This window comes from Burkholderia sp. MSMB1072, assembly GCF_001524725.1.
GTDB lineage: Bacteria > Pseudomonadota > Gammaproteobacteria > Burkholderiales > Burkholderiaceae > Burkholderia.
In genome coordinates, this window is record NZ_LOYC01000009.1 from 275,829 (window position 1) to 298,090 (window position 22,262).

A 22,262-nucleotide genomic window follows, 5' to 3' on the forward strand; every position below is an offset into this window, starting at 1 on the left:
GCTCACGAGCCGCCCTGGTCGCGCATCAGCGCGAGCCGGTTGTAGAGCGTCTTCAGGCTGATGCCGAGGGCCTTGGCCGCGCGCGGCTTGTTGCCGTCGAAGTGACGCAGCGTCGCCACGATGAAGCGCTGCTGCGCATGGTGCAGCGTCGCGCCGAGCGGCAGCGCCATCGCGCCTTCCGACGTGCTGTCGACTGCCGGCATCGGCTGCTTCGGCAACGCGATCTCGATGCCTTCGTCGGACAAGAGGTACGCGCGCTCGATCGTGTTGCGCAGTTCGCGCACGTTGCCTGGCCACGAATACGCGCGCAACGCGGCGATCGCCGCGCCGGTCAGCCGCTTGTGCGAGCGATGCCGCTCGTTCAGCGTGTCGACGAATTCCTGCGCGATCGTCTCGACGTCGCCGTCGCGCTGACGCAGCGGCGGCACGTAGATCGCGAACGCGGCGAGCCGGTAGAACAGGTCCTCGCGCAGCCGGCCGTCGCGCACGGCGTCGGCCGGATTGTGGCGGGTGGCCGACACGAACCGCACGTCGAGCGGAATCGATTCGGTGCCGCCCACGCGCACGATCGTATTCGACTCGATCGCGCGCAGCAGCTTCACCTGCAGCGCCGCGGGCATTTCCGCGATTTCGTCGAGCAGCAGCGTGCCGCCGCGCGCGGCTTCGAAGAACCCTTCGCGCTGCGTGGTCGCGCCGGTAAAGCTGCCTTTCTCGTGCCCGAACAATTGCGCCTCGGCCAGCTCGGGCGGAATCGCGCCGCAGTTCACGGGCACGAACGGGCCGTCATGCCGCGCGCTGAGATCGTGCAGCCGCCGCGCGACGATATCCTTGCCGACCCCGCTTTCGCCGGCAATCATCACGCTCGCGCGGGTCGGCGCGATTTTCTCGATACGGCCGAGCAGCGTGCGCATCGCGGCGGACCGGCCGGACAACCGGCGACTGTCCGCGCGCTGCTTCGTCCGGTTTGCGGATTCACCCATAGGCGTTCGTGGGCCGTTTTGAAAAACGGCATCGCAGGTTCCGTTGCTTGCAATATTTATCATCGACAGCGAAACGGCCGCGAAGGTGCCGCGGAATAGAAAATTCCAATGCGCGCGACATGACCGACAGAAACGGGCCATCGGGCCGGTCGCGCGCCGTCGACGCGACGCCGCGTTCGGATTGCGCCCCGCACTTTTTTACAGAAATCCGATGAAAAAAGCGGTTGTCGATACGGTGCCGCGGTACGCGCGACGATGCCGACACCCAACTGCCGGCCCGTCTCCCCACGCGGGCGTAGGGCGCGGCCATGCGTTGCCGCGAGCACGACCTTGGCCAGCACCGGGTACGTCGTTTGCTGACGCGTTCCTGCTCGCCCGGTGCGCTCGACGGGATGCCGGATGGTCGAAACGCGGCATCCCCCCGCACCCGACGGGAGCCGGCGCGATGCAAGGATGCAATGAGGACTATGACCCGTGAGCTGCTCCGGCAGGGTGCATGGATCGTGCTGGCCGTCGGGGTGGCGTCCGCGCTGCAGGCGTGGGCGATTCAGGCTGTCGGCAAGCACGCGCCGTTTGCGCCGCTGCCTTTTTACGCCGGCGTGGCCGCCGCCGCATGGCTGACGTCGCTCGCCGGCGGCCTTGTCGCGACCGCCGCGAGCGTCGGCGTGATCGCCGCATTGTGGTGGCGCGACGCGTCGCTGGCGACGCTGCTCGCGCAAGCCGGCGCGTTCGTCGCGATCGGTTTCGCCGAATGCGTGCTGGTGACGACGGTGAAGCCGCTGCTCGCGAACGATCGTTTGCGCGAGATCGATGACGACGACGGCGATCCGTACCCGCCGCACCGTGAGCCGTCGTCCGTCGCCGGCGTGTCCGACGACGCGCTGCTGCGCCGCGTGGTCGATGCGTCGCCCGATGCGATCGTCGGGACCGATGCGCAGCGCAGGATCACCAGCTGGAATCCGGCCGCGGCAAGAATCTTCGGCATCGATACGGCCGAGGCGAACGGACGCGACGTCGTCACGATGATCGCGCCGCGCTGGCTGCGCCGGCATGCGGTGCCCGCGTCGTTCGCGGACCTGCGCGCGCCGGTCGGGCCGCTCGACGTACTGTGCGTGCGCCGCGACGGCGGCCGTTTTCGCGCCACCTTCGTCGCCTCGCCGATCGTCGACGCGCAGGATCGCTGCGCGGGCCTGTCGCTGACGCTGCGCGAAGCAGGCGAACGCCGCCGCAACGAACGCTACAACCTTCGCTCGCTGCGCGGCGCACGCGACGCGCGCATGCAGGCCGACACGTCGAACCGGCTGAAGGACGAGTTGCTGGCGACGGTGTCGCACGAACTGCGCACGCCGTTGAACGTGATCTACGGCTGGGTCGAGGTACTGCGCAACGCCGACGGCCAGGGCTTCGCGCAGCAGGCGGTCGACGCGATCGATCGCAGCGCGCGGTCGTTGTCGCACATGGTCGCCGATCTGCTCGACGCATCGTCACTCGCGACCGGCCGGCTGCGCCTCGAACGCGTGCCGGTCGATCTCGTTCGGATCGTGCGCGACGCCACGCGCGAACTCGACGCGACGGCGCAGGCGAACGGGCTCGTGCTGTCGACGTCGTATGCGATGCCGGCCTGCGTGATCCCGGCGGACGGCGAGCGCCTGCGCCAGGTCCTGTCGAACCTGCTGTCGAATGCGATCAAGTTCACGCCGCCGGGCGGGCGGATCAACGTGTCGCTGACCCGCGCGGGGGAGCGCGTGCGGCTGTCGGTCTCCGACACCGGGCAAGGGATTGCGCCGGAATACCTGCCGCACTTGTTCGATACGTTCAGCCGGCCGGAAGGCGCGTTCACGTCCCCCCGGCGCGGCCTCGGGCTCGGCCTGTCGATCGTGCGCAACATTGCGCAGCTGCACGGCGGCGAGGTCGTCGCGACGAGCGCGGGCGCCGGGCGCGGAACGACCGTCACGGTGACGCTGCCCGCGGGCTGGGACGCCGACGATCCGGTCGAGCAGCCGTCGCGCGCGAAGGGCCGGGCCGATACGGTCTCGCTCGACGGTCAGCGCGTACTCGTGGTCGACGACGATCCGACGTCGCGGACCAGTCTCGCGGCGGCGCTGGAGACCATGGGCGCGCAGGTATCGACCGCCCGGTCGGGACACGACGCGCTCGACGCGGTGGAGCGGCAGCAGCCGAGCGTCGTGCTGTCGGATCTCGCGATGCCGGACGGCGACGGTTACTGGCTGCTGGACCGGATCCGGCATTTGCCGAACGGCGGCGGACATCTGCCGGTCGTCGCGGTGACCGCGCATGCAGGCAAGGCCGACCGGCGCCGGGTGATTGCCGCCGGGTTCGATGCGTATCTGTGCAAGCCGGTCGACATGTCGACGCTCGCGAGCGTGATCGTCGACGTCGTGCCGGACGACATGGGCGACGGGAAGCCGCGCGAGCGGTAGCGGTACATACCCGCGCATAACCGACGCACACGCGGCGCGGCAATCCGGTCGCGTGGCCGTCCGGCCGCATACGAGAAAGGAGACGCGATGGACCCAACGAAAAGCACGCGACGCGACGGCACGGGCAACGAGCCGGCACGCACCGGACGCAGGACGCCGGTCGTGCCGATCGCGAGCATACTGATGTTGTCGTGCGCATGGATCGCGACGCCCCGCTACGCATCGGCCGAGGAGGGCACCCGTGCGAAGCTTGCGAGCCAGGCGTCGGCCGTCGGGGGGCAGATCCGCGATGCGACGCTCGCGTCCCGCGTCAGGGCCGCGCTCGTCGCCGAACGCGGCCTGGCCTCCGGCGACATCGACGTGCAGGTTCGCGACCGCGTGGTCGAACTGACGGGTAACGTGCCCGACGAGCGACAACGCGCGACCGCGATCCGCGTCGCGCACGACGTCAGCGGCGTGAGCGGCGTGCGCGACAAGCTGCAGATCCGCCGGAAGTAACGTGATGCGCGGGCCAGCGCCGGGCCGATCGGGCGTCGCGCGCCCGCGGTCCTGCGCGTCACCGGGCAGGAGGTTCGACATGGACACCATCATCGCGGGCCGTTTCTCGCGGCTCGAGCAGGCAGAACGCTGCGCGGAGCAGTTGCGCGGCCACGCCATGCATCGGGACGACGTGAAGGTCTTCTTTCTCAATCCGCCCGGACAGCACGCGCTGTTCTGGCTCGGCGGCGACGTCTATGCGGACTCCGCCGCGCGGCCGGGCGGCATCGGCGCGCTGGAAGGCGTGGCCATCGGCGCGATCGTCGGGCTCGCCGGGGCCGCGCTGCTCTATCTGGGCGGCCTTCATTCCCCGCTCGCGTGGATCGGCGTGCCGCTCGTCGGCGGGTACGTCGGCGCATTGTGCGGCGCGCTCGGCCGGATGCGCGGCGATGCGCCGGAGGGGCATGGCGCGCTGAAGCAATGCGAAAACGGCGTCGTGCTGGCCGCGCACGTGACGCGGCGCACGATCACGTTCGCGGAGCGGACGATGCTCGCCGCCGGCGCGCTATCGGTGGAGCGCACCGAGGGCGCATGGCACAACGGCGAGTGGACCGATTTCTTCACGTCGGCCCATCGTCCCGCGTGACGCTCCGTTGCCCGATACGGAGGCCCGGATGACGAAAACGGACCGGATGAAGCCACGCGGGCGCCGATCGGCGGCAATCGTACTGACTGCCGCCGTGGGCGCGCTGGCGTTCGCGCTCTCGCATGCGCAGGCGCCGCCTGCTTCGTCGGCGCAGGTCGCGCCGGGCGTCGTGCGCCCCGGCCCGACCGCCGACGAGGCCGGCATGACCCAGCGGCCGATCGGCATCGACGCCGAGTTCGTCGACAAGGCAGGCATGATCGGCAAGGTGGAACGGCAGGCCGGGCAGCTCGCGCTCGATCGCTCGTCGAACGCGGACGTGAAGGCCTTCGCCCGCCGGATGGTCGACGACCATGCGCGTATCGCGGACGAATTGCGGCACATCGGTGCGCAAAAGGGCGTGCCGGTCCAGACGCGCATGCTCGTCGATCCGGCGGTGACGGCATTGCGCGCGAAGAACGGGCGCGCGTTCGATACGGCGTACGTGGCGCTGGCGGGGCCTCGCGCACACGAAGCGGCGGTCCGGCTTTACGAAACCGAAGCGAAAGACGGCCGCGACCCGCAGCTTCGCGCATTCGCGGCCCGCACGCTGCCGATGCTGAACGCACACCTGAGCGCCTCCCGCCAACTCGCGAAGATCGTGGCCGCCGCGCAGTGAACCGCTTTCCGGCCGGCAGGCTTCAGTGCTGCCGCGTACCGTCTTCGGGGCCGCCCGGCGACGCCTCGTACGGCGGCGAATCGAGCGCCGTTTCGCCTTCCTCGATCAGCCAGTACGGCGAACGGCCGTAGTACGCATGCAGTGCTTCGGCCCATTCGGGGTCGGCCATCGTCGGCCACCGGCTCTTGTCGAAGCCGGGCGCCTCGCGCACACGCGCGGTGTCGACCGGCAGCACGAAGCATTCGCGCTCGGCATCGAGGACGAGCGCGTTCCACGGCACCGCGAGCAGCTTGTCGCCGATCCCGAGCAGGCCGCCCGACGACACGACCGCGTATGCGATCCGTCCGGCGCGCACGTCGAGCATGATGTGGGTGACCTTGCCGATGTCGTCGCCGTCCAGCGTCAGCACGCGATCGCCTTCGAGCGTGCGGGCGGCCATCACGTCGGGGCCCGGGCCGCCGACGGCCGTACGCGGATTCGTGCCGACGATGCGCGCGGCGTCGCGCGACGGTTTGTCCGTTGTCATCGAAAACCTCCTGGTCGAAGCGGCAACCCGGCCCGCGCGCCAATTCGTCGCGCGGGTATTGCGCCGGGGCGGCAGGCCGCGCGGGATGATGGGATGGAAACGCCGCTCAGCGGCGGCGCGGCAGCGATACGTCCTCGAGCGTATTGGCCAGCTCGTCGCGCGCTGGGCCGCCGGCTCGCGTCGCGATGTCGCCGAGCGACACCATGCCGACCAGCTTCAGATTGCGGTCGAGCACCGGCAAGCGGTGCAACTGCACGTCGGCCATCCGCTGCTGGACATCGCCGACGCCGTCGTCCTCGACGCACCATTGCACGGGTCTGGACGCAACCGCCTGCACGGGCGTATCGGGCGAATGGCCGTGCGACAGCGCCCGCACCGCCAGATCGCGATCGGTCACGATCGCGACGAGTTCGGCGCCGTCGCAAACGGGCAGCACGCCGATATCGAAGCGCTGCATCAATTCGGCTGCATGACGAATCGTGTCGGTCGGCGCGACGCACACTACGTCGCGCGACATGATCTCGTTGACGCGATACATGAACGTCTCCTTCGTGAGCGGGGACGATGCGGGAGCACCGCACGTGCCGCGCGAGGCGCACGCGTCGGGCCCAAGGCCTCTTCACGCTGATAACGGGCTTGCGCCGGATAGCCGGCGACGGAGAAATTTGCCAGCCTGCTTGTACATCTTCCACGGCGCAGACGCGGGACGTCAGTGGCCGATGCCCGTCATCGTGACGATTGCGAGGACCACCGCGCTTTCGATCGCGGCCAGCGCCGCGACGCCGGCTGCGCCGCTTACTTCATGCCATCTGCGTTCAAGGACTTTCATCGATCGCTCCTGATTGGGCCGGCGCGCGGAGGCGCTGTCGCGCAGCGCGTGCCGGGTGCCGCCGTCAGCCGTGATCGCGGGGCGGGGAAGGGACGTGCGGCGCGCGACGTTCGCGCTCGCCGGGGTCGATACGCGTCGCACCGCCGACGGCGGGCGGGTCGCTGGCCGGGAACGTCTCCTCGAGCCCTTCGTCGATGCGTTCCTCCGTCTTGTCTTCGGACGGCGGACGCGACGTGGCGAACCGGAGCAGTCCGGCAGCCGGTGACACGGCGTCGCGGCGGCCGGGGGCGTGAACGGTCATGATCGAACCTCCTTGTCGATGAGAAGGCGCAAGCGCCGTACCCGCGGCAACCGCGGCACGGCGCTTGCAAGCCGCGGGAACCGGCCGGGCATGCGGGTACGAAGCGCACGGGGCCGGTATGGACGAGAGGACATCGTGATGAATGCAGCCAGGGAAAGGATACGTTACGACGCGAACGTATGCGGCGGCGATTTCGGCCAGGTGCGCGAGCGGTTCGACACGTGGAAGCGGGAATCGCGGGTCTATCGGCCGGAGCGGCGCATGTTCGACGGCAAGGACGAGGTACGCGAGCTGAACGACACCGTCTACGACGGCCCGGAGCGCGCGCAGCAGGCACTCGTCGCCCATTGCGAACCGTCCGATCCGTTCGCGCTTGCCGTGCAACTGAGCGCCGAGGGGCGCACGATGTGGCTCGTCATGGCGGCCTACGACGACTGAACCCGACGGCGACGGGGCACGGCGCGATAGCGGGCACGGCGCTTGCGGGCGCTCGCTTCGCCATCGAAATGCGCGCGCCGTCGCGCAGGAGTGACATGAAGACGCCATCCACGCTGCACCGCCCCGAACCGACGACACCCGACGTCGACCCGGATCCGCCGCCGCCCGGGCACGACGACCCGGTCGACCCGCCCGTGCCCGACGGGCTGCCGCAAGGCGATCCGCCGTCGAACCCGCCGCCGATGCGGATGCCGGACGGGGGCAGTGCGCCACCACCGGCCGCGCGAACACTGAAAGGAGGACCGTCATGGACATTCACGTGCAATCGCCAGACAAGCGCGCGATCGCTCAGGTACTGGGCCGCTATTTCGAATCGCGTTCGCTGCACTATCACATCGAGGAATTGCCGGGCGGCGTGCTGCAGATCGGCTTTCGCGCCAGCGGCCGACCGGTCGCCGTCACCGTTTCGTTCGACGATGCCGCGTACGACACCTATACGCACTGGGACGCGAGCCAGAAACAGCTGGCGCTCGGCCGGCTCGCCGACGGCTTCTCGCGAATGATGTCGACGCGCAGCCCGGCCGCGCTCGCCGGCGACTATCACGTCGAGCGTTTCTGATTCCGCAATCATCCGCCGGCGCATGCCGGATTCCGGCAAAGTGCCCGTACACAACGGGCGCTTTGCGTCCGCACGCGTGTCGCGTAGGATGTCCGTTAATTCAGCGCACACTACGTTCGCGCAGCGGGCTGCCGACTGTTGCAGCCGCTGAAGCGCGACACGCTTTCCTTCAGGTTCGTTTCGTGCAGCCGACGGAGACCGCCTTGACCACTGTTGCTCGCCTGTTGCTGTCACCCGGCGCACGCCGGTTCGTATCCGGCCTGTCGGCATGCGCGGCGCTTGCCGCCGGCGCGCGCGACGCGGCGGCCCAGACGCCTTCGCCGCTCGGCGAATGGCAATACACGGCGGGCGTACCGCTCCAGAAACTCTTCGATCCGAATATTCCCGCCTGGCAGGTGAGCGTCGGCGCCGCCATGACGCTGCAGCCGCGCTACGCGGGTTCCGACCGCTATCGCGTGATGGGCGGCCCGAATTTCGACATCCGTTATCGCGACCTGTTCTTCCTGTCGACCGGCGAAGGCCTCGGCGCGAACGTGTTGCGCGGGCCGAACTGGCGCGTGAGCCTGGCGGTCGGCTATGACCTCGGACGGCGTTCGGCCGACGATCTCGGCCACCTGAACGGCCTCGACAACATCAACGCGGCGCCCGTGATGAAGCTCGCCGCCGATTACGTCGTCTCGAAGGATTTCCCGCTCGTGCTGCGCGCGGACGTCCGGCGCAGCATTGGCGGGTCGAACGGCTGGACCGGCGATTTCTCCGCGTACATGCCGATGCCCGGCAGCAACGAGCACTTCTTCTGGTTCGCGGGGCCGACCGTGTCGTTCGCCGATTCCCGCTACATGAACAGCTGGTTCGGCGTGAACCAGGGCGCGGCCGCGCGCTCGGGGTTGCCGGCCTATTCGTCGGGGGCCGGGATCAAGTCGGCCGGCCTCGGCGTGACGATGGTGTGGTTCGTGAACAAGCACTGGTTCGTCACGATGGACGGCGCGATCGAGCAGCTCGTCGGTCGCGCGGCGCGCAGCCCGATCACGCAGCAGTCGACCAACGGCGTGTTCGACATGTCGGTGAATTACCAGTTCTGACCGAAGCCGGATCGCAGGCGGATAGCGGGAGGGCGATGCCGCGTACAGCATCGCCCGTCACATTTGATATGATTGCGACCTGTACAAACGTACAGTGATCGATCCCCGTGACGCCTGCCTCACCGACGCCTCCGGCGTTTTACTACCTGACCAATTTCGAACGCGCGCTGGCCTGGCTCGGCGAGCGTTACGACGACCTGTTCGACGCGCACGAGCACGCGTTCGTCCGGCAGTTCGCGGCGCTGCCGCAGGCATCGCGGGCGCTGCTCGTGCGGATGCTGATGCGCAACGGGTCCGATTTCCGCGCGAGCAAGCTCGTGTACGACGAGATCGGCTGCACGCTCGACGCCGCCGCGCCGCTCGTCGCCCTCGGCTGGGTCGATCCGGCACCGCCGCTCACGCTCGACGAGCTGTTCGCGCTGTCGACCAAGGCCGATCTGCTGCGCATCTTTCCGTCGCTCGCCGCGCACGCGGGCGAACGCAAGGCCGACTGGCTCGACCGGCTGCGGCCCGCGCACGACGTTGCGCAACCGCTCGACGCGTGGTGCGCACAGGCCGACGACCGCGTACTGCGCGTGACGGTCGGCGCACTGTGCGACCGGCTGCGGCTGATGTTCTTCGGCAATCTGCATCAGGACTGGAGCGAATTCGTGCTCGCCGATCTCGGCGTGTTCCAGTACGAAAGCGTGCCGATCGCGCCGTCGTCGCGCGCGTTCCAGCAGCGTGGCGACGTCGACGCGTATCTCGCGCTGCAGATGTGCCGCGACGCGCTCGATGCATGGCCCGACGATCTGCCGTTCGACGACCTGATCCGCGCGCTGGCCGCAGTCGACTGTGCGCAGCCGTGGCTCGCGACGCGCCGCGCGAAGCTGCTGTTCGCGCTCGGCCAGGCGTGCGAGCGCCGTGCCGACTGGGGTACCGCCCTCGACGCGTACACCCGCAGCGCGTGGCCCGGCAGCCGCCACCGTCGCATCCGCGTGCTCGAACGCTGCGGACGCGACGACGACGCGCTCGCGCTGGCGCTCGACGCACGCGGCGGCTTCGAGAGCGACGAGGAGCGTCAGCGCGTCGAGCGCATGCTGCCGCGCCTGCAACGCCGCGCCGGCCAGCGGGTCGAACGCGCGGCTGCCGCCGCCGACGTACCGCGCGAGACGCTCGTGCTGGCGCGCCCCGACGCATCCGTCAGCGTCGAATTCGCCGTGCGCGATCATCTCGCGCAGCCGGCTTCGCCGGTCCACTACGTCGAAAACACGCTGATCAATTCGCTGTTCGGGCTGCTGTGCTGGGAGCCCGTGTTCGCGGCCGTGCCCGGTGCGTTTTTTCACCCGTTCCAGCGCGGCCCGGCCGATCTGCACGCACCCGATTTCGCGATGCGCCGCGCGGCGGCCTTCGACGCATGCTTCGCGCAGCTCGATTCGGGCGCGTACCGCGACACGATCCGCCGGCATTTCGCGACGAAGGCCGGGCTGCAATCGCCGTTCGTGTTCTGGGGCGTGCTGACCGACACGCTGCTCGACGAAGCGCTCGCCTGCCTGCCGCCCGAGCATCTGCGGCTATGGTTCACGCGCCTGCTCGCGGATATCCGCAGCAACCGGTCCGGCCTGCCCGATCTCGTCCGCTTCTGGCCCGACGAACGCCGCTACGAGCTGATCGAGGTGAAGGGCCCCGGCGATCGGCTGCAGGACAACCAGACACGCTGGCTCGCCTACTGCGTCGCGCACCGCATGCCGGTGCGCGTCGTCGACGTCGAGTGGGCCGGCGCGGCCGCCGCGCACGCCGAAGCGGCGGGGTTGTCCGCATGAGCTACGTCGTCGCGGTGCGGGCCATGTGCGAGTTCACCGCGCGGCGCGGCGATCTCGACCTGCGCTTCACGCCCGCGCCGACCGCGCTCGAAGGCATCGCCGGCCACGGCGCGGTCACGTCGAAGCGCGGCGCGCGCTACGAAACCGAGATCGCGCTGACGGGCACGTGGGGCACGCTCACCGTGCGCGGCCGCGCGGACGGCTACGATCCCGTGGCGAACCGGCTCGAGGAAATCAAGACCTATCGCGGCAGCCTCGACGCGATGCCGGACAACCATCGTGCACTGCACTGGGCGCAGGCCAAGGTCTATGCGCACCTGATGTGCGACGCGCGCGATCTCGAGGAAATCGACGTCGCGCTCGTGTATTTCGACATCGTGTCCGAGCGCGAGACCGTGCTGACGGAAACGCTGGATGCCGGCACGCTCGCGACGTTCTTCGCCGAGCAGTGCGCGTGCTTCGTCGGCTGGGCCGAACGCGAGACGGCCCATCGCGCCGCACGCGACGCGGCGCTGCGCGCGCTCGCGTTTCCGCACGCGCAGTTCCGCAGCGGCCAGCGCGAGCTGGCGGTGGCCGTCTATCGCGCGGCGCGCGACGAACGCTGCCTGATGGCGCAGGCGCCGACCGGCATCGGCAAGACGCTCGGCACCGTGTTCCCGCTGCTGAAGGCATGCGGCGAAGGCGAGCTCGACCATGTGTTTTTCCTGACCGCGAAAACGCCCGGCCGTGCGCTCGCACTCGAAGCGGCGACGACGCTCGGCGCCGGCACGCCCGCGCTGCCGCTGCGCGTGCTGGAACTCGTCGCGCGCGACAAGGCGTGCGAGCATCCGGACAACGCGTGTCACGGCGAATCGTGCCCGCTTGCGAAAGGCTTCTACGACCGGCTGCCGGCCGCGCGCGATGCGGCGATCGACGCCGGGCTGCTCGATCGCGACACCGTGCGCGCCGCGGCGCTCGCGCACGACGTCTGTCCGTATTACCTGGCGCAGGAGCTCGCGCGCTGGTCGGACATGGTGATCGGCGACTACAACTACTACTACGACGGCAGCGCGATGCTGCACACGCTCGCGCAGCAGAACCAGTGGCGCGTCGGCGTGCTCGTCGACGAAGCGCACAACCTGCTCGACCGCGCCCGCAAGATGTACAGCGCGTCGCTCGATCCGTTCGCGTTCGCGGCCGCGCGCGAAGCCGCGCCCGCGGCGCTGCGCAAGGCGTTCGACCGGCTGGCCCGTGCGTGGGGCACGCTCAATCGCGCACAGGCCGAGCGCTATGCGGCCTATCCCGACGTGCCGGGCCCGATCGTGTCGGCCGTGCAAAACCTCGTCGCGGCGATCGGCGAACACCTGACCGACGCGCCGCGCGCGAACGGCGACGCGCTGCTGCGCTTTCATTTCGAGGCGATCCAGTTCGGCGTGCTGGCCGAAGCGTTCGACAGCGCATCGATCTTCGACGCGACGCTGCATGGCGAACCGATGCCGCGGCAGCCCGCGCTCGACGGCGTGGCGACGGCCGGCCGCCAGCGCCGCGTCCAGTCGACGCTGTGCGTGCGCAACGTGATCCCGGCCGGTTTCCTGGCGCCGCGCTACGAAGCCGCGCGCGCAACCGTGCTGTTCTCGGGCACGCTGAGCCCGTTCCATTTCTACCGCGACACGCTCGGGCTGCCCGGCGATACGGGCTGGCTCGACGTCGACGGGCCGTTCCGCGCCGAGCAACTGACGGTGCGCGTCGCGAGCCACGTGTCGACGCGCTGGCGCGACCGCGATCGCTCGCTCGAGCCGATCGCCGACCTGATCGCCGCGCAATACACGGCCCGGCCCGGCAACTATCTCGGCTTCCTGAGCAGCTTCGACTACCTCGGGCGCGTGGTCGCGCTGATGCAGACGCGCCATCCGGACGTCCCCGTGTGGGCGCAAGCGCCCGGCATGGCCGAAAGCGAGCGCGACGCGTTTCTCGCGCGCTTCGACGCGGCCGGCCGCGGCGTCGGTTTCGCGGTGCTGGGCGGGGCTTTCTCGGAAGGCGTCGACCTGGTCGGCGAGCGGCTGATCGGCGCGTTCATTGCGACACTCGGATTGCCGCAGGTCAACGACGTCAACGAGCAGATGCGGCGCGCGATGGACGCGCGCTTCGGCAACGGTTACGACTACATGTACCTGTACCCGGGGCTGCAGAAGGTCGTGCAGGCGGCCGGGCGCGTGATCCGGACCGAGCACGACGAGGGGGTCGTGCATCTGATCGACGACCGTTACCGGCGGCGCGAGGTGCGCAATCTGTTGCCGCGTTGGTGGCGGATCGGGTGAAGGGCAAAAACCGGCCGACGGACTGCCGGTTGCGGCGCAGGGCGCTATTCGTTACGTAGCGGGGTTGCAGGCGTTGCACCGGGGCCGTTCGCGGCGAGCAGGGTGCGCTACAGCACGTTGAGCATCGCGAGCGCCGCTTCCTGCAGATGCGGCAGCACGCGCCGCACGGCAGCGTCGGTCGTCTCCGCGCCGATCGGCATGTTCGTGCTCAGCGCGGCGACGACTTCGCCGTGACGGTTCTTCAGCGGCACCGCGATCCCGCGCACGCCAACCTGCAACTGCTGCTCGATCGCCGCGTAGCCGGCGTCGCGCGCCTGGTCGACCTGTTCGAGCAGCCGCGCCTTGTTGGTGATCGTGTGCGGCGTGAACGGCGGCAACTCGGTCTCGTCGAGCCACGCGCGCACGGCCTCGCGGTCGGGATGATGGGCGAGCAGCACGACACCGGGCGACGTCAGCGGCGCCGGCACGCGTGCGCCGAGCACGAAGCCCGTCGTCATCACGCGCGACACGCCGTTGCGGGCGATGAACACGAGTTCCCAGCCGTCGAGCACGCTGACGTACGCCGATTCGTTCAGCGACGCGCTCAGTTGCTGTAGATAAGGCTGGACCGTGCGCGGCAGCCGCGCCGAATCGAAGTACGACCAGCCGACCCGCAGCACGCGCGGCGTGAGGCCGTACAGCTTGCCGTCGGTGTACACGTAGCCGAGCGACTCGAGCGTCAGCAGGTAGCGCCGCGCGGCCGTGCGCGTGAGGCCGGTGCGGGCGGCGGCCTGCGTGGGCGTCATGCGCGCGTGCTGGCTGTCGAACGCCTCCAGGATCATCAGGCCTTTTTCGAGGCCGGCAATCCAGTCGCGTCGGTCGAGATCGGGCTTTTTCATCGTCGCAGGCGGGCAGTGGATGCGCGTTATTCGCGCGGAAGTGAGCGATTATCGCGCGAGTCATGGGTAATGGGGCGCGCGTGCCCGCCCAATTGTCCATTCAGCCGAATTGCGGATTCGCACCAACAATATACAATCGACGACGTATATCCATGGAGGCTCAGATGCAGGTCGCTAAATGGGGCAATAGCCTGGCGGTTCGTCTTCCGGCCAGTGTGGTCGACGCACTGGAACTTCGCGAAGGCGACGATATCGAGATCGTGGTCGACAGTCCCCGCGTTTTCGCGGTAAGTCGCAAGCCGAGGCCCGACGAGCTTCTGGAGCGACTGCGGCGTTTCAGGGGCAAGTTGCCCGCGGATTTCAAGTTCAGCCGGGACGATGCGAATGAGCGGGATTGAGACGGAGAAATCGTTCGTCGACAGCAATGTCGTGCTTTATCTGCTGTCCGAGGACGAAACCAAGGCAAATCGTGCGGAGGCGCTGTTCCTTCGACGGCCAACCCTCAGCGTCCAGGTATTGAATGAGGTCGCCAGTGTCTGCAACCGCAAACTGCGGATGCCGTGGCGCGAGGTAGGGGAGTTTCTGGAGCCGATCAAACGTTTGTGCGACGTCGTGCCGCTCACCGTCGATGCACACGACCTCGCGCGGCGGCTGGCGGAGCGGCATCGCTTGTCCTTCTACGACGCATGCATCGTCGCAACTGCTTCGATCGAGGGATGCGAATATCTGTACACCGAAGACATGCACGACGGCTTGCAAGTGGACGGCGGTCCGGTATTGCGCAACCCGTTTGCTTGAGGCCGGGCGAACCGGAAAAGCGGAGGAACCGGATGCGACGCGACCGTGACGCGCGTCGCATCCGTCATGGCCTTACTCGCTGCTCGTCCACTCGACGTTCGCGCCGACCGAACGCAGGTTCTCGACGAAATGCGGATGCGCGCGGCGGATCGGCAGCGCGTTCATGATTTCCGAGCGACCTTCGATGCTCGCGGCCACCATCAGCAGCGCGATCGCGACGCGGATGATGTACGGGCTCTCGACGCGCGCCGGCGTCAGTTGCAGTCCGCCGAACGTGATCAGCCGGTGCGGGTCGGACAACAACACGTGCGCGCCGAACTTCGACAGTTCGCCGGACCAGCCGAGCGCACCGTCGTAGACCTTGTTCCAGAACATCGCGCTGCCTTCCGCGCGCACGCCGAGCGCGATGAAGATCGGCAGCAGGTCGACCGGCAGGTACGGCCATGGCGCGGCCTCGACCTTGGTCAGGATGTTCTGCGTGAACGGCCGGCGCACGCGCAGCGGGCCATCGCGCTCCGCGCGCGACCAGCCGTCCCGGTGCGTGACGGTGACGCCGAATTTCGCGAACGTACGGTCGATCAGCGGGAAATGCTCGGGCGACGAATTGCGCACCGTGATGTCGCCGCCCGTGATCGCGCCGAGCGCAAGGAACGTCGCGATTTCATGGAAATCCTCGGCGAAGCGGAACTCGCCGCCGCCGAGCTTGCCGCCGCCCGTCACGCAGAGCCGCGACGTGCCGATGCCCTCGATCGAGACGCCGATCATCGCGAGGAACTGGCAGAACTCCTGCACGTGCGGCTCGGAGGCCGCGTTCATCAACGTCGACGTGCCGTTCGCGGCCGTCGCGCACAGCGCGAAGTTCTCGGTGGTCGTCACCGACGCGTAGTCGAGCCAATGAGCGTTGGCCGTCAGCGGCCCGTCGGTACGGACGATCAGCGAATCGGGCGTGCGCTCGATGTGTGCGCCGAAACGTTCGAACACCTCGACGTGCGGATCGATCTCGCGCACGCCGAGCGTGCAGCCCTTCACGTCGTTCTCGAGGCGCGCGACGCCGAAGCGCGCGAGCAGCGGCGGAATTAGCATGATCGACGAACGCATCGCCTCGGGCAGCCGGTGGATGGCCGGATCGAATTGCGTGTTGCGATGGTGAAGCTCGAGCAGACCCGTCGTGAAATCGACCGACACGTCGCTGCCGAGCGTGCGGAAGATGTCGAGGATCTTGCGTACGTCGGTGATGTCCGGCACGCCGACGAGGCGCAGCGGCTGATCGGTCAACAGGGTGGCGCACAGAATCGGCAGGACGGCGTTCTTGTTCGCGGACGGCTTGATGTCCCCGCGCAGCGGAGTGCCGCCGTGGACGATGAGATTCGACATGATATGGGGGCGTATCGGTGACTGACGTAGGCCCATATGATGCCATTGGTCGGCATGCGGCGTGGAGTGTTCGGAGGGGAAAAGGGGAATCGGCGCGCGTAACTGACAGTGTTTGACGTCGCGCCGCGATGCGGCGGGTCGAATGCCGGCCGGCATGGCCGAACGACCGCCGCGTTGGCCGACCGCGAATCGGGTCGGCCGACGGTCAGCCGTCATTGCGCGGCCCGCATCCGCGCGGCGACCGCCAGTGAGATCAGGCAGCCGAACGCCAGATAGCCGGCGACGAGGTGCCACGAACCGCCTGCCACGCTGACGAGGCCGACCGCGATGAACGGCGTGAACCCGCCGCCTACGACGCTCGCGAACTGGTAGCCGACACCCGCGCCGCTGTAGCGGTATTCGGCGCCGAACAGCTCGGTGAACAGCGGCTGCTGGACGCTCACGACCATGTCGTGCGCGGCGTTCGCCAGCAGGATCGAGAAGATCACGATCCACGCGATCGATCGAGCTTCCAGCGCGACGAAGAACGGCACCGCCGATACGAGGCCGATCAGCGCGCCGATCAGGTAGATGCGGCGCAGGCCGTAGCGGTCGGCCAGCCATGCGAAGCAGGGGATCGTCACGCAGCTCACCGCGCCCACCAGCAGGCCGATGTTCAGGAACAGGTCACGCGACATGCCGAGGTTCGTCGTCGAATAACTGAGCGCGAACGCGGTGACGATATACATCGTGAACAGTTCGGCGAGCCGCAGCGCGACGATCAGCAGGAACGCCTTAGGGTGGCGCGTCAGCGCCTCCAGCACCGGCAGGCGCAGTTTGCGGTTGCCGTGCTCGACCTTCTCGACGAACTCCTGCGATTCGTCCATGTTCTTGCGCACCCACAGTCCGATCAGCACCAGCACGATGCTGAACACGAACGGCAGGCGCCAGCCCCACGACTTGAACGCCGCCTCGCCGAGCGTATGGCTCAGGATCGAGACGATGCCGGTGGCCAGCACGAGCCCGACGCCGTAGCCGACTTGCACGCCGCTGCTGTAGAACGCCTTCTTCTGCTTCGGCGCGCTCTCGACGGCCATCAGCGCCGCGCCGCCCCATTCGCCGCCGACCGCGAAGCCCTGGATCGCGCGCATCAGCACCAGCAGCACGGGCGCCCACCAGCCGATCGTCGAGAACGTCGGCAGCAGGCCGATCGCGACCGTCGACAGCCCCATCAGCATCACGGTCAGCACGAGCATCCGCTTGCGGCCGAGCCGGTCGCCGTAGTGGCCGAACACGATGCCGCCGAGCGGCCGGAACAGGAAGCCGACGCCGAAGGTGGCGAATGCCGCGAGCGTGCCCATCGTCGGGCTGACTTTCGGGAAAAACTCGGAATTGAACACCAGCGCGGCGACGATCCCGTACAGCAGGAAGTCGTACCAGTCGACGACGGCGCCGACAAAGCTGCCGATCGCAGCCTTGCGGGCCTGGCTGCGGGCGCGAGCGCCGGCGGTGTCGAGGGTGTCGAAGGTGGGGGTCATGGCGATGTCTCCTGGCACGGCGCATCGTGGAATCGTGGCGGCGCCGCGTCCGATGCTGCATTGAAGTCGATGAGTGAACGGAGAATAGGGCGCGGGCCGCACGGCGGCAATTGGCCAATCGGACAATGTGCGCGATTATCGTTCAATTACGTGCGATTATCGAACGCTTTTGGGGTTTGCACTAAGCGGCGCGACGATATGCCGTTTGGCCGGGGTGTGCCGCGGTGAACGATCTGGTTAAAATCTGCAACATCGACAACTCGCCCGTTCGGGGCGGACGCGAGGCCGCCGCATCGGCCGCGCATGCCGCACGCGACAGGCACGAACCCCCATCGACCGCATGCCCCCGGAGACTGGAATGCCCGGCAATTTCCACCCCTTGTCCAGCGATACGCCGCCCGTTGCCGATCCGGCCGCCAATCCGCTCGGGATGGCCGGCCTCGAATTCGTCGAATTCGCGGCGCCCGTGCCGGAAGCGCTCGCGCAGCGCTTCGAGCAGTTCGGGTTCAAGGCGATCGCGCGGCACGTCAGCAAGAACGTCACGCTGTACCGGCAGGGGCAGATGCATTTCCTGATCAACGCCGAGCCCGATTCGTTCGCCGCGCGCTATGCGGAGGAATACGGGATGGGCGTCTGCGCGATCGGGTTGCGCGTGGCGAACGCCCGGCGCGCGTTCGAGCGCGCGATCCAGCTCGGGGCGTGGGCGTTCGAAGGCGAAAAGGTCGGCGTCGGCGAGCTGAAGATCCCGGCGATCCAGGGCATCGGCGATTCGCACCTGTATTTCGTCGATCGCTGGCGCGGGCGGGGCGGCCAGCGCGGCGGCGTCGGCGACATCTCGATCTTCGACATCGATTTCCGGCCGATCGACATCGCGACCGCGCATACCGATCTCGATCGCGCGGGCGTCGGCCTGCAGCAGGTCGACCACTTCACGCAAACCGTCGGCGCGGGCCGCATGCAGGAGTGGCTGGATTTCTACCACGACCTGCTGCATTTTCGCGAGATCCACCAGATCGACGCGCACTGGCATGTGTCGGAGGAGTCGCGCGTGATGGTGTCGCCGTGCGGCGCGGTGCGGATTCCGGTCTACGAGGAAGGTACGCGGCGCACCGAGCTGATGCATGCGTACCTGCCCGACCATCCGGGCGAGGGCGTGCAGCACGTCGCGCTGGCCACCGACGACATCCTGGCGTGCGTCGATGCGTTGCGCGCGAACGGCGTCGAATTCATCGAGCCGCCCGTACGCTATTACGACGACGTCGACGCGCGGCTGCCCGCGCACGGTGTCGATCTCGACGCGCTGCGCCGCCGCGCGGTGCTGGTCGACGGCGAGATCGGCGACGACGGGGTGCCGAGACTGTTCTTCCAGACCTTCGTCAAACGCCGCCCCGGCGAGATCTTCTTCGAGATCGTGCAGCGCAAGGGGCACCACGGGTTCGGCGAGGGCAACCTCGCGGCACTCGCCCGCGCGCGCGACGCCGGCTGAACGATCAAGCGCCGGCGGCCGGCAAGCGGTTCGGGGCGGGGCGTTCGATGTCCGTATCTGCGGCGGCATAACCGCTTCGGTCCTGCCAGGACCGCCCGTCGACCGAGGGTCGAAGTATTGCGGCGAAGACCGGCAGCCCGTCGCGGCCGGTCGATTTGTCACGCCGCGCCGGCCGCCGCGAGTTTGCGGCTTTGCCGACGCATGCCCGCGAATATCGCGTCTGCCACGTCCGCAGGAAAATCCGCCGGGATCTGTGCGGCGGCTTCGGCAATCGCGGGCTCCGTCCGTGCTGCGACGGCCGTCATCGCGGCCCGCACGTCGTCTTCGGTCAGGCCGACGCGCCGGCCCTGTGCGATCCAGTGGCGCGGCCGGATTTCCCCGATCACGTAGTGCCGGTTCTTCCCGCAGACGGCCATCGCCAGGCGCGCGCGGCTCGGCGGGATCTGATTGCGGCGCGTACCGATGATCGGATGCGCGGACAGCACGTCGTACAGCGGCGTGCTGCGATACGTATTACCGGGCAGGTGCGCGATGCTGAAGTTCTTCGCGTGGCCGTCGATCGCAGCCAACACCCAGAACACGAGCTGTGCGACGAAGAAATTCATCCGGTCGCGGGAAGCGTCGGCCGAATTCGCGAGGATACCCATGATCGTCTCGATGCCGGGGCCGCCGTCCGCTTCGTATTTCGCCCCCGACGGCGTGCCGGTCGCCTGACACATGTCCTCCTGCGGCAGCCGCAGGATCCACGAGCCGTCGCGCGACGGGCGCCGGTCGAAGCGCTCGACGATCAGCGCCTTCTGATCGTCGAACCGGCCGATCTCGCACGGTGCGACCGGCAAGCCGTACGCGGCGACGATCTTCGAGCACAACCATTCGTTTTCGACGGACGTGCGCATGTCGGCCTGCATGTTGCCGACGCGCCCGAGCGGCAGCTTGAAGATGTGGGTCGTCGGCGTGCTGCCCGACGGCCGCAGCCAGCGGTTGCGCTGACGCAGCAGCGCGGTCTTTTCCTGCGCGCCGGCAATCGACAGGCGCAGGTCGCCGTGCGGTTCCCCGTGGCCGGGCAGCGGCGCGGCGGTCGCGTGGCGCAGCACATCGGCAACGGCTGCGTCGTCGAGCGGCGCGCCTTCGATTCCGTTGAGATTGACCGGTGTCTCGTCGGGCGGCAGCATTTGAATCGCGCCGACGCAATCGCGGCCGATCGACGCGAGCAAGTCGAATGGCGCTGTCGACCGGAGCCGGTAACGCTGCGCGATGCGACGGCGGATCGGCTCGCTGTCCGGCAGCAGATTGTCGAAGTAGTCGGCCACGATCGCGCCCTGGTGCGGCTGGTTGCCGGGCGTGAAGGGCAGCGACAACGACAGCGGCCGGCCCTGGGGATCGTCGAGCCAGTCCGGCAGGTAGACGAGACGCTCGACCCCACGCCGGATTTCCCAGTAGCCGACAGGAATGCCGTTCATCCACAGGTCGAGCCGGTTGCTGCGGGCGCGTGCGACCATCGTCACCAGTCCTCCCGCTCCGACGCGCGAGGCCTGGCCCGCGTCGCTGTCGGGCGCTTCCGCGCAGTTCTAACGGCGGCCCCGGTCGGGGTTGTGGCGGCCGTGGTGCCGCGCTTGCTCGCGACCGGCTTGCGGCGCACCACCGGTTCGGCATCGGGAGCCGAATCGGCCGCTTCCGCCGGTGCATCCCGCTCGTCGAGGCTGAGCAACATGCGAACGCCAAGCGCGTTCATCACCTTGAAAAGCCGTTCGATGCTGACCGCCGACGGGTTGGCTTCGAGCTGAGCATAAGATTGCTGGGTGATGCCGAGGCGGGCGGCCAGTTGCGCCTGCGTGAGCCCCGCGGATTTGCGGAAACCGACGAGGATCGGGCGCAATTGGGTCAAGGTCTGGACAGGAAAGGCCATCGGGCGCTCCGCGAGATGACAGGTGATCGTTTGTAATCGGAAAATACAGTCTATGGCATGTATCGTCAAAATACAAACTAAAGACTGTATTAACAAAATACAAGCAATAGCCTGTTACGCGGAGCCCGATCGGTCAACCCGCCTGCGGTCGTCGCGCACGATGCCCGCGCATCGCCCCATCACGCCGCCTGTGGAGCATACGTGTGCGTCGCGGGATGCCGTGCAAGGCGGCCCGATATTCCATTGCGCGAAACCGTCCGATGTGTATGCCGCGGCCGTTGCCCGGCGGCGCTCGTGCGGATTTTGCCCGGGAGTGTCGTGCCGCTCGGGTGGGCGATAGCATCGGTACGCCAGGAACGACATGCCGATGGCGACATCTCGCAAAAGAGGCTCGCGGGGGGCGAGCCTCTTCTTCATTCCGTTCAGTCGATCACGCGCATCGAAGCATCGACGAGCGGCGCGACGATCCGCGTTCACGACCCGCGCGTCGAGCGATTCGCCCAATCGGCCAGTGCCGGCCACTGCGCATAGCCGCGCCGGATGAACCCGGCGCCCGTGCGGATCACGAGCGCACCGATCGCGAGCGCCGCCAGATCGTCGAGGCGGCCGAAGCCGAGCAGCGCCGCACTCATCGCGAGCGCCGCGAGCAACGACGACAGCGCATCGGTCCGCACGTGCCAGCCGCTCGCCTCGAGTAGCGCGGAGCCGGTCTCGCGCGCCTGGCGCAGCATCCAGTACGACAGCACGGCCTTGCCGGCGAGCGTGACGGCAGCCAGCGCGAGCGCGGTCGCGCCCGGCTGCACGACGGGCGGCGTATCGAACCGGGTCAGCGCATGCCAGATCATCTGCGCGCCGGTCGCGGCCAGCAACGCGCCGAGGCCCGCGAGTGCGAGCGGCTCGTAGGTCGGGCGCCGCTCCGGCGGCAGGCGCGCGTCGAACCGGCAGGCGACGAGGATCAGCGCATCGGCCGCAAGATCGATCGCGGCGTGCGCGACGTCCGCGAGCAGCCCCGACGAATGCGCGAACCATGCCGCCGCCGTCTCGACGGCGAGCAGCAGCAGGTTGATCGCGAGGCTGATAGCGAGGGCGCGGGACGTGGCTGCGTAAACGTGGGGCGTGGCGCGCGACGGGCGCTGCATGTCGGTTCGCTTGTCGGAATCGGGGCGGCTTCGAACGTTACCGGCCTACGGTGGCACGCGAATGACAGACC

Annotated in this window: 23 protein-coding genes; 12 read left to right on the plus strand and 11 right to left on the minus strand. The window is 68.6% G+C overall.

Features of this window, described 5'->3' with window-relative positions; genetic code table 11:
- Nucleotides 1-2: 2 nt before the first annotated feature.
- Together WS89_RS03290 and WS89_RS34145 are read right to left on the minus strand one after the other, a co-directional pair.
- The gene (locus tag WS89_RS03290) at nt 3-1,043 is read right to left on the minus strand and encodes a sigma-54 interaction domain-containing protein (RefSeq protein WP_059789479.1); all 1,041 of its coding nucleotides are present in this window, start codon (nt 1,041-1,043) and stop codon (nt 3-5) included.
- Nucleotides 973-1,290 carry a hypothetical protein gene (locus tag WS89_RS34145; protein ID WP_179949835.1) on the minus strand — a complete coding sequence of 106 codons (318 nt, stop codon included), beginning with the start codon at nt 1,288-1,290 and terminating at the stop codon, nt 973-975. Before WS89_RS34145 ends, WS89_RS03290 begins: the two co-directional genes overlap by 71 nt.
- Nucleotides 1,291-1,438: 148 nt before the next feature.
- Between WS89_RS34145 and WS89_RS03295 the strand changes: the two genes are divergently transcribed.
- From WS89_RS03295 to WS89_RS03310, 4 genes are all read left to right on the plus strand, one after another.
- Nucleotides 1,439-3,421, plus strand: a complete 1,983-nt coding sequence (locus tag WS89_RS03295) for a hybrid sensor histidine kinase/response regulator (protein ID WP_059789480.1) — start codon at nt 1,439-1,441, stop codon at nt 3,419-3,421.
- An 87-nt stretch (nt 3,422-3,508) separates the two neighbouring features.
- Nucleotides 3,509-3,919 carry a BON domain-containing protein gene (locus WS89_RS03300; RefSeq protein ID WP_059789481.1) on the plus strand — a complete coding sequence of 137 codons (411 nt, stop codon included), beginning with the start codon at nt 3,509-3,511 and terminating at the stop codon, nt 3,917-3,919.
- Between the two features lie 79 nt (nt 3,920-3,998).
- Complete coding sequence (locus WS89_RS03305) at nt 3,999-4,544, plus strand: hypothetical protein (protein ID WP_059789482.1); 546 nt, start codon at nt 3,999-4,001, stop codon at nt 4,542-4,544.
- 28 nt (nt 4,545-4,572) lie between these two features.
- Complete coding sequence (locus tag WS89_RS03310; RefSeq protein WP_059789721.1) at nt 4,573-5,199, plus strand: DUF4142 domain-containing protein; 627 nt, start codon at nt 4,573-4,575, stop codon at nt 5,197-5,199.
- A 22-nt stretch (nt 5,200-5,221) separates the two neighbouring features.
- Here WS89_RS03310 and WS89_RS03315 read toward each other — a convergent pair whose 3' ends face one another.
- The 3 genes from WS89_RS03315 to WS89_RS03325 all read right to left on the minus strand — a co-directional run bounded on the left by WS89_RS03315 (nt 5,222) and on the right by WS89_RS03325 (nt 6,855).
- The gene (locus WS89_RS03315) at nt 5,222-5,725 is read right to left on the minus strand and encodes a PRC-barrel domain-containing protein (protein ID WP_059505249.1); all 504 of its coding nucleotides are present in this window, start codon (nt 5,723-5,725) and stop codon (nt 5,222-5,224) included.
- Nucleotides 5,726-5,831: 106 nt separating this feature from the next.
- On the minus strand, nt 5,832-6,263 hold the full coding sequence (locus WS89_RS03320; RefSeq protein ID WP_059505251.1) for a CBS domain-containing protein: 432 nt from the start codon (nt 6,261-6,263) through the stop codon (nt 5,832-5,834).
- 355 nt (nt 6,264-6,618) lie between these two features.
- Nucleotides 6,619-6,855: a hypothetical protein gene (locus tag WS89_RS03325; protein WP_059789483.1), complete on the minus strand. Its 237-nt coding sequence runs from the start codon at nt 6,853-6,855 to the stop codon at nt 6,619-6,621.
- Nucleotides 6,856-6,993: 138 nt separating this feature from the next.
- Between WS89_RS03325 and WS89_RS03330 the strand changes: the two genes are divergently transcribed.
- The 5 genes from WS89_RS03330 to WS89_RS03350 all read left to right on the plus strand — a co-directional run bounded on the left by WS89_RS03330 (nt 6,994) and on the right by WS89_RS03350 (nt 13,093).
- On the plus strand, nt 6,994-7,293 hold the full coding sequence (locus WS89_RS03330) for a hypothetical protein (protein ID WP_059789484.1): 300 nt from the start codon (nt 6,994-6,996) through the stop codon (nt 7,291-7,293).
- Nucleotides 7,294-7,600: 307 nt separating this feature from the next.
- Nucleotides 7,601-7,912: a hypothetical protein gene (locus WS89_RS03335; protein ID WP_006479035.1), complete on the plus strand. Its 312-nt coding sequence runs from the start codon at nt 7,601-7,603 to the stop codon at nt 7,910-7,912.
- 203 nt (nt 7,913-8,115) lie between these two features.
- On the plus strand, nt 8,116-8,994 hold the full coding sequence (locus WS89_RS03340; protein ID WP_059505257.1) for a MipA/OmpV family protein: 879 nt from the start codon (nt 8,116-8,118) through the stop codon (nt 8,992-8,994).
- Nucleotides 8,995-9,101: 107 nt separating this feature from the next.
- On the plus strand, nt 9,102-10,796 hold the full coding sequence (locus WS89_RS03345) for a VRR-NUC domain-containing protein (protein ID WP_059505259.1): 1,695 nt from the start codon (nt 9,102-9,104) through the stop codon (nt 10,794-10,796).
- Nucleotides 10,793-13,093, plus strand: a complete 2,301-nt coding sequence (locus tag WS89_RS03350; protein ID WP_059789485.1) for an ATP-dependent DNA helicase — start codon at nt 10,793-10,795, stop codon at nt 13,091-13,093. The genes WS89_RS03345 and WS89_RS03350 overlap by 4 nt, the downstream gene beginning before the upstream one ends.
- 107 nt (nt 13,094-13,200) lie before the next feature.
- On the opposite strand, the gene WS89_RS03355 is transcribed toward WS89_RS03350, so the two are convergent.
- A complete protein-coding gene (locus WS89_RS03355) occupies nt 13,201-13,971 on the minus strand; it encodes an IclR family transcriptional regulator domain-containing protein (protein WP_059505261.1) in 771 nt (256 codons plus the stop codon).
- Between the two features lie 164 nt (nt 13,972-14,135).
- Between WS89_RS03355 and WS89_RS03360 the strand changes: the two genes are divergently transcribed.
- Together WS89_RS03360 and WS89_RS03365 are read left to right on the plus strand one after the other, a co-directional pair.
- Complete coding sequence (locus tag WS89_RS03360; RefSeq protein ID WP_059789722.1) at nt 14,136-14,369, plus strand: AbrB/MazE/SpoVT family DNA-binding domain-containing protein; 234 nt, start codon at nt 14,136-14,138, stop codon at nt 14,367-14,369.
- Nucleotides 14,356-14,769, plus strand: a complete 414-nt coding sequence (locus WS89_RS03365) for a PIN domain-containing protein (RefSeq protein WP_059789486.1) — start codon at nt 14,356-14,358, stop codon at nt 14,767-14,769. Before WS89_RS03360 ends, WS89_RS03365 begins: the two co-directional genes overlap by 14 nt.
- 72 nt (nt 14,770-14,841) lie before the next feature.
- Here WS89_RS03365 and WS89_RS03370 read toward each other — a convergent pair whose 3' ends face one another.
- Together WS89_RS03370 and shiA are read right to left on the minus strand one after the other, a co-directional pair.
- The gene (locus WS89_RS03370; protein WP_059789487.1) at nt 14,842-16,143 is read right to left on the minus strand and encodes a UDP-N-acetylglucosamine 1-carboxyvinyltransferase; all 1,302 of its coding nucleotides are present in this window, start codon (nt 16,141-16,143) and stop codon (nt 14,842-14,844) included.
- A gap of 212 nt (nt 16,144-16,355) precedes the next feature.
- Nucleotides 16,356-17,660, minus strand: a complete 1,305-nt coding sequence (shiA, locus tag WS89_RS03375; RefSeq protein WP_059505267.1) for a shikimate transporter — start codon at nt 17,658-17,660, stop codon at nt 16,356-16,358.
- 358 nt (nt 17,661-18,018) lie between these two features.
- Here shiA and WS89_RS03380 point away from each other — a divergent pair, with 358 nt between their 5' ends.
- Nucleotides 18,019-19,146 carry a 4-hydroxyphenylpyruvate dioxygenase family protein gene (locus WS89_RS03380; RefSeq protein ID WP_059789488.1) on the plus strand — a complete coding sequence of 376 codons (1,128 nt, stop codon included), beginning with the start codon at nt 18,019-18,021 and terminating at the stop codon, nt 19,144-19,146.
- 158 nt (nt 19,147-19,304) lie between these two features.
- On the opposite strand, the gene WS89_RS03385 is transcribed toward WS89_RS03380, so the two are convergent.
- The 3 genes from WS89_RS03385 to WS89_RS03395 form a co-directional block, all read right to left on the minus strand.
- Nucleotides 19,305-20,645, minus strand: a complete 1,341-nt coding sequence (locus WS89_RS03385; RefSeq protein ID WP_059789489.1) for a type II toxin-antitoxin system HipA family toxin — start codon at nt 20,643-20,645, stop codon at nt 19,305-19,307.
- A 2-nt stretch (nt 20,646-20,647) separates the two neighbouring features.
- Nucleotides 20,648-21,052, minus strand: a complete 405-nt coding sequence (locus WS89_RS03390; protein ID WP_059789490.1) for a helix-turn-helix domain-containing protein — start codon at nt 21,050-21,052, stop codon at nt 20,648-20,650.
- Nucleotides 21,053-21,525: 473 nt separating this feature from the next.
- On the minus strand, nt 21,526-22,191 hold the full coding sequence (locus tag WS89_RS03395) for a cation diffusion facilitator family transporter (protein WP_059789491.1): 666 nt from the start codon (nt 22,189-22,191) through the stop codon (nt 21,526-21,528).
- Between the last annotated feature and the right edge of the window lie 71 nt (nt 22,192-22,262).

Bases quoted from the DNA above. Each gene is read 5' to 3' on its own strand.
- shiA (WP_059505267.1), bottom strand. From the start codon at position 17,660: ATGACCCCCACCTTCGACACCCTCGACACCGCCGGCGCTCGCGCCCGC.
- WS89_RS03330 (WP_059789484.1), top strand. From the start codon at position 6,994: ATGAATGCAGCCAGGGAAAGGATACGTTACGACGCGAACGTATGCGGC.
- WS89_RS03315 (WP_059505249.1), bottom strand. From the start codon at position 5,725: ATGACAACGGACAAACCGTCGCGCGACGCCGCGCGCATCGTCGGCACG.
- WS89_RS03310 (WP_059789721.1), top strand. From the start codon at position 4,573: ATGACGAAAACGGACCGGATGAAGCCACGCGGGCGCCGATCGGCGGCA.
- WS89_RS03295 (WP_059789480.1), top strand. From the start codon at position 1,439: ATGAGGACTATGACCCGTGAGCTGCTCCGGCAGGGTGCATGGATCGTG.
- WS89_RS03335 (WP_006479035.1), top strand. From the start codon at position 7,601: ATGGACATTCACGTGCAATCGCCAGACAAGCGCGCGATCGCTCAGGTA.
- WS89_RS03300 (WP_059789481.1), top strand. From the start codon at position 3,509: ATGGACCCAACGAAAAGCACGCGACGCGACGGCACGGGCAACGAGCCG.
- WS89_RS03290 (WP_059789479.1), bottom strand. From the start codon at position 1,043: ATGATAAATATTGCAAGCAACGGAACCTGCGATGCCGTTTTTCAAAAC.
- WS89_RS03385 (WP_059789489.1), bottom strand. From the start codon at position 20,645: ATGGTCGCACGCGCCCGCAGCAACCGGCTCGACCTGTGGATGAACGGC.
- WS89_RS03395 (WP_059789491.1), bottom strand. From the start codon at position 22,191: ATGCAGCGCCCGTCGCGCGCCACGCCCCACGTTTACGCAGCCACGTCC.
- WS89_RS03350 (WP_059789485.1), top strand. From the start codon at position 10,793: ATGAGCTACGTCGTCGCGGTGCGGGCCATGTGCGAGTTCACCGCGCGG.
- WS89_RS03355 (WP_059505261.1), bottom strand. From the start codon at position 13,971: ATGAAAAAGCCCGATCTCGACCGACGCGACTGGATTGCCGGCCTCGAA.
- WS89_RS03305 (WP_059789482.1), top strand. From the start codon at position 3,999: ATGGACACCATCATCGCGGGCCGTTTCTCGCGGCTCGAGCAGGCAGAA.
- WS89_RS03390 (WP_059789490.1), bottom strand. From the start codon at position 21,052: ATGGCCTTTCCTGTCCAGACCTTGACCCAATTGCGCCCGATCCTCGTC.
- WS89_RS34145 (WP_179949835.1), bottom strand. From the start codon at position 1,290: ATGGCCGCGCCCTACGCCCGCGTGGGGAGACGGGCCGGCAGTTGGGTG.
- WS89_RS03370 (WP_059789487.1), bottom strand. From the start codon at position 16,143: ATGTCGAATCTCATCGTCCACGGCGGCACTCCGCTGCGCGGGGACATC.
- WS89_RS03320 (WP_059505251.1), bottom strand. From the start codon at position 6,263: ATGTATCGCGTCAACGAGATCATGTCGCGCGACGTAGTGTGCGTCGCG.
- WS89_RS03360 (WP_059789722.1), top strand. From the start codon at position 14,136: ATGCAGGTCGCTAAATGGGGCAATAGCCTGGCGGTTCGTCTTCCGGCC.
- WS89_RS03365 (WP_059789486.1), top strand. From the start codon at position 14,356: ATGAGCGGGATTGAGACGGAGAAATCGTTCGTCGACAGCAATGTCGTG.
- WS89_RS03380 (WP_059789488.1), top strand. From the start codon at position 18,019: ATGCCCGGCAATTTCCACCCCTTGTCCAGCGATACGCCGCCCGTTGCC.
- WS89_RS03325 (WP_059789483.1), bottom strand. From the start codon at position 6,855: ATGACCGTTCACGCCCCCGGCCGCCGCGACGCCGTGTCACCGGCTGCC.